7 protein-coding genes are annotated in these 7,732 nt (G+C 72.1%); 5 read left to right on the top strand and 2 right to left on the bottom strand.

The genetic code is table 11. The annotated features are described in order from the left end of the window. Nucleotides 1–169: 169 nt before the first annotated feature. Together ACZ49B_RS38905 and ACZ49B_RS38900 are read right to left on the bottom strand one after the other, a co-directional pair. Nucleotides 170–1,108 carry an ornithine carbamoyltransferase gene (locus ACZ49B_RS38905; RefSeq protein WP_468316001.1) on the bottom strand — a complete coding sequence of 313 codons (939 nt, stop codon included), beginning with the start codon at nucleotides 1,106–1,108 and terminating at the stop codon, nucleotides 170–172. Between the two features lie 89 nt (nucleotides 1,109–1,197). Then, on the bottom strand, nucleotides 1,198–2,598 hold the full coding sequence (locus tag ACZ49B_RS38900) for a helix-turn-helix domain-containing protein (RefSeq protein WP_468315998.1): 1,401 nt from the start codon (nucleotides 2,596–2,598) through the stop codon (nucleotides 1,198–1,200). A gap of 249 nt (nucleotides 2,599–2,847) precedes the next feature. Here ACZ49B_RS38900 and ACZ49B_RS38895 point away from each other — a divergent pair, with 249 nt between their 5' ends. The 5 genes from ACZ49B_RS38895 to ACZ49B_RS38875 all read left to right on the top strand — a co-directional run. After that, nucleotides 2,848–3,303, top strand: coding sequence for a cobalamin B12-binding domain-containing protein (locus ACZ49B_RS38895; RefSeq protein ID WP_468315995.1), 456 nt, complete (start codon nucleotides 2,848–2,850; stop codon nucleotides 3,301–3,303). A gap of 23 nt (nucleotides 3,304–3,326) precedes the next feature. Beyond that, entirely contained in the window at nucleotides 3,327–4,706 is a 1,380-nt protein-coding gene (locus ACZ49B_RS38890) for a methylaspartate mutase (RefSeq protein WP_468316004.1), read from the top strand. Between the two features lie 5 nt (nucleotides 4,707–4,711). Further along, nucleotides 4,712–5,728 (top strand): asparagine synthetase A, encoded by a 1,017-nt coding sequence (locus ACZ49B_RS38885; protein ID WP_468315993.1) that lies wholly within the window; start codon nucleotides 4,712–4,714, stop codon nucleotides 5,726–5,728. Beyond that, on the top strand, nucleotides 5,725–6,990 hold the full coding sequence (locus tag ACZ49B_RS38880) for a glutamate synthase-related protein (RefSeq protein ID WP_468315990.1): 1,266 nt from the start codon (nucleotides 5,725–5,727) through the stop codon (nucleotides 6,988–6,990). The genes ACZ49B_RS38885 and ACZ49B_RS38880 overlap by 4 nt, the downstream gene beginning before the upstream one ends. Before the next feature lie 143 nt (nucleotides 6,991–7,133). After that, nucleotides 7,134–7,732 (top strand): AMP-binding protein (locus ACZ49B_RS38875; RefSeq protein ID WP_468315988.1); only part of this gene is annotated, 599 nt, incomplete at its 3' end.

The raw sequence follows: 7,732 nt of genomic DNA, 5'->3' as shown, positions 1-7,732 counted from the left end.
CCCCCCCCCCCCCCCCCCCCCCCCCCCCCCCCCCCCCCCCCCCCCCCCCCCCCCCCCCCCCCCCCCCCCCCCCCCCCCCCCCCCCCCCGCTTTCGTGCTGCCGGGCACCTGCCCCACGGGGCGCCATGCGACCGCTGCCCGGTTCACGGTCGCGACACGCGGTCCCGGTTCAGGAGGCCGCCGGGGCGTCCGCGCCGACGACGCACCACTCCAGCACCGCCATGGCGGCCGTCATCTTGTGGTGTGCCTGGCGCCAGGCGAGGCTTCGCTCCCCGTCCAGGACCTCGTCGGTGACCTCCTGGCCGCGTACGGCGGGCAGGTCGTGCAAGAAGACCGTGCGCGGCCCGCTGAACCGGTCGAGGAACCCTCGGCCGATCTGGAACCCCTCGAAGTCGGCCAGCCAGTCGGGGTTCGCCTTGGGAACCCCCATCGTCTGCCAGCGGCTCGTGTAGACCGCGTCCACGGGGCCGGCCACCTCGTCGGCCGACGTGACCTGGGTGACCAGGGCCTGGCCGGCGCTGAGTTCGTCGACGAGGTCGAGGGTGGCCCGGGGCACCTCGTACCCCTTGGGGCACAGCAGGGTCAGCCGCAAGCCGGGCGTGAGCGCCGCGGCCAGCGCGAGGGCCGCAGCCGAGCTGTTCCCCTCGCCCACGCACAGCACGTGCAGGCCCGCCAGGTCGCCGAACTCCTCGGCGAGCGTGGCCAGGTCGGCGATGGCCTGGGTCGGGTGCTCGTCCAGGCTCAGGGCGTTGACCACGGCGAGGTCCGGGCTGCTGCCCAGCCGCCGGATCTCCTCCACGTCCCCGTTGGTGCGCACGACGAGTGCGTCCAGGTACTCGGCCAGCACCCGGGCGGTGTCCTCCACCGTCTCCCCGGTGCTGAGCTGGAGCTCGTCCGGGCCGAAGGTGATGACGTCGGCACCGAGCCGGGTGGCGCCGCTCCAGAACGAGGTGCGCGTACGGGTGGAGGACTTGCGGAAGAAGACGCCGACCCTGCGGCCGGCCAGCGGCCGCTCCTCGGTCTCCCCGCGGCCGAAGTCGACCGCGCGCCGGACGATGAGGGCGAGTTCCTCGGAGGTCAGATCGGAGAGGGAGATCAGATTGCGCATGACGGAGTACCGCCACCTTTCTTTGCGGGAGAGCAGCTGCGGAGGGGAACAGGGGTCTGGGGGCGGTCGGCCGGGAGGCAGCCGGCCGGCTATGCGGCGCCGTCGGTCACGAGGTGCGCGGCCCAGGGCGCCGCGCTCTCGTCGGCCGCGCGCTCACCGCTGACGAGGCCGCGTACGAGGTGGAGCACCGCGAAGCGGCCGGGGTCGGCGGCGGCGCCCGGCTCGGCGGGAAGCTGGCGGATCAGGCCGTTCAGGAGCAGGGCGTGCACGTCCTGGGCCGCCTCGGGTGCGGGAATGCCCAGCGCCCGGGCCACGTCCTCGACGGTCCACGGGGCGTCCAGTGACACCGCCGCGGTCAGCAGGGCCTTCCGAGGCGGGCGGAGTTCATCGACGGCAGCGGCCAGCAGGCCGCCCAGGGTGGCGGCGCTGCCCAGGGAGAACGAAGAGGGGCCGTCGACCAGGGCCAGCGGCTTGGCGCGGGCCATCGCCAGCAATTGATCGAGTGAGTAGAGCAGCAGCCACGAAGCGGCCGCTTCGAGGGCCTGCGGTATGCCGTCCAGCGCGTCGCAGACCTCGGCCGCCGTGGCCGTGACGGAGTCGGTGAGCAGCAGGTCGGGCCGCATGTGGCTGACGTACGACAGCATCAGCTCGACGGCGGGCCGGTTCGCCGACAGCGAGTCGCCCGGCAGCGGGGGCAGGGCCGATGCCCCGGACTCGCACGTCGTCGGCAGCGGTGCGAGGGGCAGCAGCCGGCCGGCCGGGACGTGGCCCGAGCGCCGGGTGGTGACCAGGACCTTGAGCCGCTTGCAGGAATGGAGCAGGTGCAGCAGGGCAGTGCCGGCGGCCGGCGACACCTCGTGACCGTCCAGGACCAGCAAGGTGGCCTTGTCCCCGATGAGCGAAACCAGTTCGTCGGGGTCGCCGCCCTCCGAAATGAGCGTCCTGACCCAGTTCACCAGCGCCGACTGCGGTCTTCCCGGTGCGTTGGCGGACACGTCGTCCGCACGGTCCATGGGCAGCCACAGCACGGGAGTCCCTCCCGCGGCGTGGACCTGCAGGGCGGCCTCCTGGGCGAGGCGGGACTTCCCCACGCCGGGCAGCCCCACGATGGTCACCAGGCGCTCCCGCTCGCTGCCGAGCAGGTCACCCAGTGCGCGCAGTTCGAAGCCGCGGCCGAACAGGCTCCGCAGGGGGGTGGGCGGGGAGGCGAACTCGGCGCTGTAGACATCGCGCAGTGCCACGCCCGTCGAGGCGCCGTCGACGGCGAGTTCCAGCGTGGCGCGGCGCGTGTCGCTGAGGCGCATGGCGTCGGCCAGGAGCCTGATGGTGTCCCTGCGGGGACGCCTCACCTGGCCCTGCTCCAAATTGCGGATCGCTCGGATGCTGACCGTCGAAAGCCCGGCGAGCTGTTCCTGGGTGAGCCCGGCCGTTCCGCGGGCTCTTCGCAGTACGGCCCCGAACTCGGCCGACGGAGCCTGGCGGTTCGTCATCGCTGTCCCCCCTGGTCTGGATGCTTACGGGAGAAGACTCCGCCGCCTTCTTCCTGATCGCTTCCCGGAGCGATCCCGATACGCCGGGAAGGGCGAGACCGCCGTTCCCGGGGCGCAACTGCCGCTGCGCTGCCGCCGACGACGCCGGTGGCGCGCCCGCCCGGCTCCTAGGGTCGTGGGCATGGGGAGTTCCGAACGCGCGAGAACCTCCTTCTCCCGCCGTCATCAATGATGTGGACGAAGCGAAGAATGAAGCCTGCCGAATTGGCGACCTGTAACCGCTCGGCGTCACTCGATGTGGTCGTCACGGGATTGCCGTCCGATGCGCACACGTGGAATCTCGTATTCATCCAGCTGATGCTCGAAGACCTCGGGCACGAGGTCGTCAACCTGGGGCCCTGTATTCCCGAGGACGAAATCGTCGAGTCCTGTCTGAAGCACCAGCCCGACCTGCTGGTCGTCAGCAGCGTCAACGGCCACGGGTTCAACGACGCCAAGCCGCTGATCGCCGGCCTCCGGTCCCGGCCGGAACTGGACGGCCTGCCGGTCGTCATCGGCGGCAAGCTCGGTGTCTCGGGTGACGGGCAGGAGGCGCAGGCACGAGAGCTGATGGCTGCCGGATTCGACGCCGTCTTCCAAGAGGGTGTGGAACTGGCCTCCTTCGAAGCCTTCGTCGGCTCGCTCCACCGGGAGGTGGCACCTTGACCGCCCGGTTCGAACGCACGGCGATGCCGACGGCGCCGCTCCGGCCGGCCGCACCGCGCAACACGGCCACCGTGCACGCGGCGCGCACGTCCTTCTCGCGGTACGTGGCGGACGCCCAGGCCCGGGGTTCCCTCGTGGTGCAACCGCGGATGGGGTTCTCGGACCCCACCCTGATGCGCTCGGGACTGCAGGCCACCAAGGGGGCGGCCGAGGCCGTCGTCGGGACCATCACCATCGACAGCTACACCCGCGTGGGTGACGAGCGGTCAGCGGTGCGCGCGCTCAACGACGACTTCCCCCTCAACGGTTACCCGATCACCTCGTTCAGCCCGCACACCTCGCGCTGGGTCCTGGAGGGGGTGCGCGACGCGTCGTTCCCCGTGCAGATCCGGCACGGGTCTGCACGGCCCCAGCGCATCGTCGCCGCCCTGGCGGCGCTCGGCCTGGACGCCACCGAGGGCGGACCCGTCTCGTACTGCCTTCCGTACGGGCGGACCCCGCTGGCCGAGTCCGTGCGCAACTGGCAGCAGAGCTGCGAGTTCCTGGCCTCGCTGCGCTCCACGGGAGCGGAGCCCCACCTGGAGACGTTCGGCGGCTGCATGCTGGGCCAGCTCTGTCCGCCCGGCCTCCTGGTGGCGATCAGTGCGCTCGAGGCGCTCTTCTTCCACCGGGCGGGCCTGCGGTCCCTCTCGCTCAGCTACGCCCAGCAGACCAGCCCGGCACAGGACCGGCAGGCGGTCCACGCCCTGCGCCGGCTCGCGGCCGAGCTGCTGCCGGACACCGAGTGGCACATCGTCCTCTACACCTACATGGGGCTCTACCCGCGCTCCCGGGAGGGGGCGCTGGAACTGCTGGAGCGTTCGGCCGAACTCGCCGTGGAGACCGGCGCGGCCAGGCTGATCGTCAAGACGGTCTCGGAAGCGCACCGCATCCCCACCGTCGCCGAGAACGTCGAGGCGCTGCGCACCGCCTCGGCGGCCGCCGCCCGGCGGTCCGCCACGATCAGCACCGCCGTCGAAGCGGCCGAGGCCGCCGACAATCCGGTCTACGCCGAGGCCCGCGCCCTGGTCGACGCCGTACTCAACCTCGACGCCGATCTCGGGCGGGGCCTGTTGAAGGCCTTCGCACGCGGCTATCTGGACGTCCCCTTCTGTCTGCACCCCGACAACGCAGGCCGGACGCGGAGCTACATCGACGAATCCGGCCGGCTGGCCTGGTCGGAGATCGGGTCGATGCCCATCGGCAGGACCGGCGAGAGCAGCGGCCGGCTCACCGCCCGCGGGCTCTACGACGCCCTGTCGTTCGTCCAGAGCCGGCACGACAACCCCTCCCTCACCCCGCCCGCTTCGCCGACCCGGCCCCGTTCCCTCGCCGGCGTGTCCGGCAGTACTTCCAGGAGTTAGCACCCATGACCGCGGTATCCGCCGAAATCACCGGGCCGGCCTCGCCCGCCTTCCCCGCCTCGCCCGATGTGCACCTGGCCTCCGAGGAGACCCGTGCCACCCTGCGCGTCCAGAGCCGGATGCTCACCGCCACCCGCGCCTTCCTGACCGGCCAGGGCTTCCAGGAGCTCCTGCCGCCCGTCATCGGCCCGGTGACGGACCCCGGCACCCGGGGGTCCAAGCAGGTGGACGTCGACTTCTACGGCAACAAGTACAAGCTGATGACCAGCGCGATCCTGTACAAGCAGGCCTCGCTGACGGCCTTCGACAAGATCTTCTACATCGCTCCCAACGTGCGGCTGGAGCCGCTGGAGACCGCCGTCACCCACCGCCACCTGGCCGAGTTCCACCAGATCGACGTGGAGATACGGGATGCCCGCCGCGAGGACGCGATGGCGGTCGCCGAAGCCCTGGTCTCCCACGTGGTGGCCGACGTCGTCCGGGAGATGCCCGCCGAGCTGGAGCTGCTCGGCCGGGACACGGACGCCTTCCGCGAGCTCGTCACGCAGGCCTTCGGCCGCATGACCCACCAGGAGGCCACGGCCGACCTCATCGCCGTCGGCCACCCCCAGGACCCGGGCGCCGAGATCGACTGGCAGGGCGAGGAAATGATCTCCGCCAAGTCGACCCGTCCGTTCTTCGTCGTCGACTACCCCAAGGGCTCGCGCGGCTTCTACGACTGCGAGCGCACCGACGCCCCGGGCGTCCTGTGCAACTTCGACCTGATCGCCCCCGAGGGCTACGGCGAACTCGCCAGCGGCAGCGAGCGCGAGCACGACTACGCCACCCTGGTCACCCGCATCCGGGAGACCGGCGAGAACCCCGCCAAGTACGGCTGGTACCTGGACCTGGCCCGCCGCGGCATTCCTGCGAGCTCCGGATTCGGCATCGGCCTGGAGCGCTTCACCCGGTACGTCACCGGCCGCCCCAGCGTCTGGCAGGCCAGCGCCTACCCGAAGCTCCCGGGGGTGGTCTCCGCATGAGCTCCACCCTCACCGCCGCGGGCTTCCCGCAGGATGAGGTACGCCGCCGCGCCCGGCACGGTGCGGAGGCGGCGTTCCCCGAACTCGCGCGCTACGGGAACGGGATGCTGGGTTCCGTACCGGCCGGTCACGACCCGCACGACCTGCTGGAGAACTGCCGCATCGTGCCGCCCGTCTTCATGCCCGACCGGCTGAAGAAGCTCATCGACCTGGCCCGCGAACCCCTGTACACGGACGTCGACCTGTCCACCCGGGTCGGCGGTTTCACCTCCCGGCTGCCGCTGTACGTGTCGGCCTTCGGCTCCACCCAGGTCGCGAGCCACGACCTCGGGGAGGCCGCCGGCCGGCAGGCCGGAGCCCTCGGCATCCCCATGGTGATCGGCGAGAACGTCGTCCCCGTGAACGGCTACCGTGCCTCCTTCGACGCCCAGGCCTCCCCGCTGCTGGGCCGGATCGCCGCCTATGCGGCAGCCGCGGACGACACGTACGGCGGCGTGGCGGTGCAGCAGTCCACTGAAGACGCGGACGCCGAGGTGTGGAACCTGCTCTACAGCGATCCGGTCGCCGAGCCCCTGCTGGCGACCGGCCGCCTCGCCTTCGAACTCAAGGTCGGGCAGGGCGCGAAGCCCGGTCTGGGCGGCCTCACCGTCCTCGACCGGGACACGGCTCTCAGGGTCGACGAGCAGTACGCCACCGACGAGGTCTTCGGCAGTGACAGCGAGCGGATCTTGCGGGTCAGCAGCCCCGGTACGTTCACCGAGGAGATCCTGCGGCGGCAGGTCATGCTGATGCGCAACAACTTCCCCCGCGTGAAGGTGTGGGTCAAGCTGCACCCGGGCCGGGACGTCGCCGAGGCCGCGCGGATCGCGTGGGCGGCGGGAGCTGACTCCGTCACCATCGACGGCGCGGAGGCCGGCACCGCCTGGGCCCCCACCGCCTTCCTCGGCCAGGTCGGCCTGCCGCTCGGCGATGCCCTGCTGCGCATCGGCCGCACCGACGACTGCCTGCTCGCCAGCGGCCGTATGTGGGAGGGCACCCGCGCGGCCAAGGCCCTCGCCCTCGGAGCCAGGGCGGTCGGGCTCGGCAGGGCGGCGCTGCTGGCCGTCGACGAGGACGGCGACGCCGGACTGCGGCGGCTGGTCGAGAGCATCGCGCTGGAGCTGCGGATGCTGACCAGCGCCGTGGGCAAGTACCGGACCGGTGACCTGGCGCCGGAGGACCTCCTGCTTCCCGCCGGCGGCCCCTCCCCGTTCGCGGGCTAGGGCCTGATCCAAAAGACAGGCCCTGGTCCCGCACCCCGCTTTTCCCCCGCCTCACCCCCTGCGCCGGTCGTGGCCGCAGCGGCTCCCCGTACGCCGCGCGCCCGCGGTGCAAGGCCCCGAACCTTCGAGAATGGTGTGTCGAGATGCCCCAGCAGCAGGCCGGTCAGGCCCACCCGGTCGACATCGACGGGTACAACAGCACGGCGGTGGCCCTTCCGGAGCTGCCGCTGCACGAGTTGTTCACCGCCCGGGCGGCCAGGTCACCGCAAGCCGTCGCACTGGTCTGCGGAGAGCAGGAGCTGACTTACGGGCAGCTGGACGGGGCGTCCGAGGCGCTCGCCCGACGGCTCGTCGAGGCCGGCGTACGCCCCTGGGACAAGGTCGCCCTCCTGCAGGACCGCTCCCTCGCTTACGTCGTCGCCATGCTGGCGGTCCTGAAAGCGGGCGGCACGTTCGTCCCGCTGGATGCGCGCCAGCCGCAGGAGCGCCTCGCATGGATCCTGCGCGACACGAAGGCCGCGCTGTTGGTGACCGACCGCCGGCCCGAAGAGGTGGAGTTCGCCGGGGAGCTGCCCGTCCTGCGGGTGGGCGCGGAGACCGCCGTGGAGTACGAGGAGGCCGCGCCGCTGGGGCTGCCGGTCTCCCCGGACCAGGCGGCGTACGTGATGTACACGTCGGGGTCGAGCGGGACGCCGAAGGGTGTGGTGAACACGCACCGCAACGTGGTCGAGCTGGCACTGGA

The organism is Streptomyces sp. NPDC031132 (genome assembly GCF_055570595.1).
The sequence above is the reverse complement of the archived record's forward strand: the minus strand, read 5'-3'. Positions and strand labels throughout refer to the sequence as shown.

What these genes read in the sequence shown, in the direction of transcription:
- ACZ49B_RS38900 (WP_468315998.1), bottom strand. Translation starts at nt 2,598, where the DNA reads ATGACGAACCGCCAGGCTCCGTCGGCCGAGTTCGGGGCCGTACTGCGA.
- ACZ49B_RS38895 (WP_468315995.1), top strand. Translation starts at nt 2,848, where the DNA reads ATGAAGCCTGCCGAATTGGCGACCTGTAACCGCTCGGCGTCACTCGAT.
- ACZ49B_RS38905 (WP_468316001.1), bottom strand. Translation starts at nt 1,108, where the DNA reads ATGCGCAATCTGATCTCCCTCTCCGATCTGACCTCCGAGGAACTCGCC.
- ACZ49B_RS38880 (WP_468315990.1), top strand. Translation starts at nt 5,725, where the DNA reads ATGAGCTCCACCCTCACCGCCGCGGGCTTCCCGCAGGATGAGGTACGC.
- ACZ49B_RS38890 (WP_468316004.1), top strand. Translation starts at nt 3,327, where the DNA reads ATGCCGACGGCGCCGCTCCGGCCGGCCGCACCGCGCAACACGGCCACC.
- ACZ49B_RS38885 (WP_468315993.1), top strand. Translation starts at nt 4,712, where the DNA reads ATGACCGCGGTATCCGCCGAAATCACCGGGCCGGCCTCGCCCGCCTTC.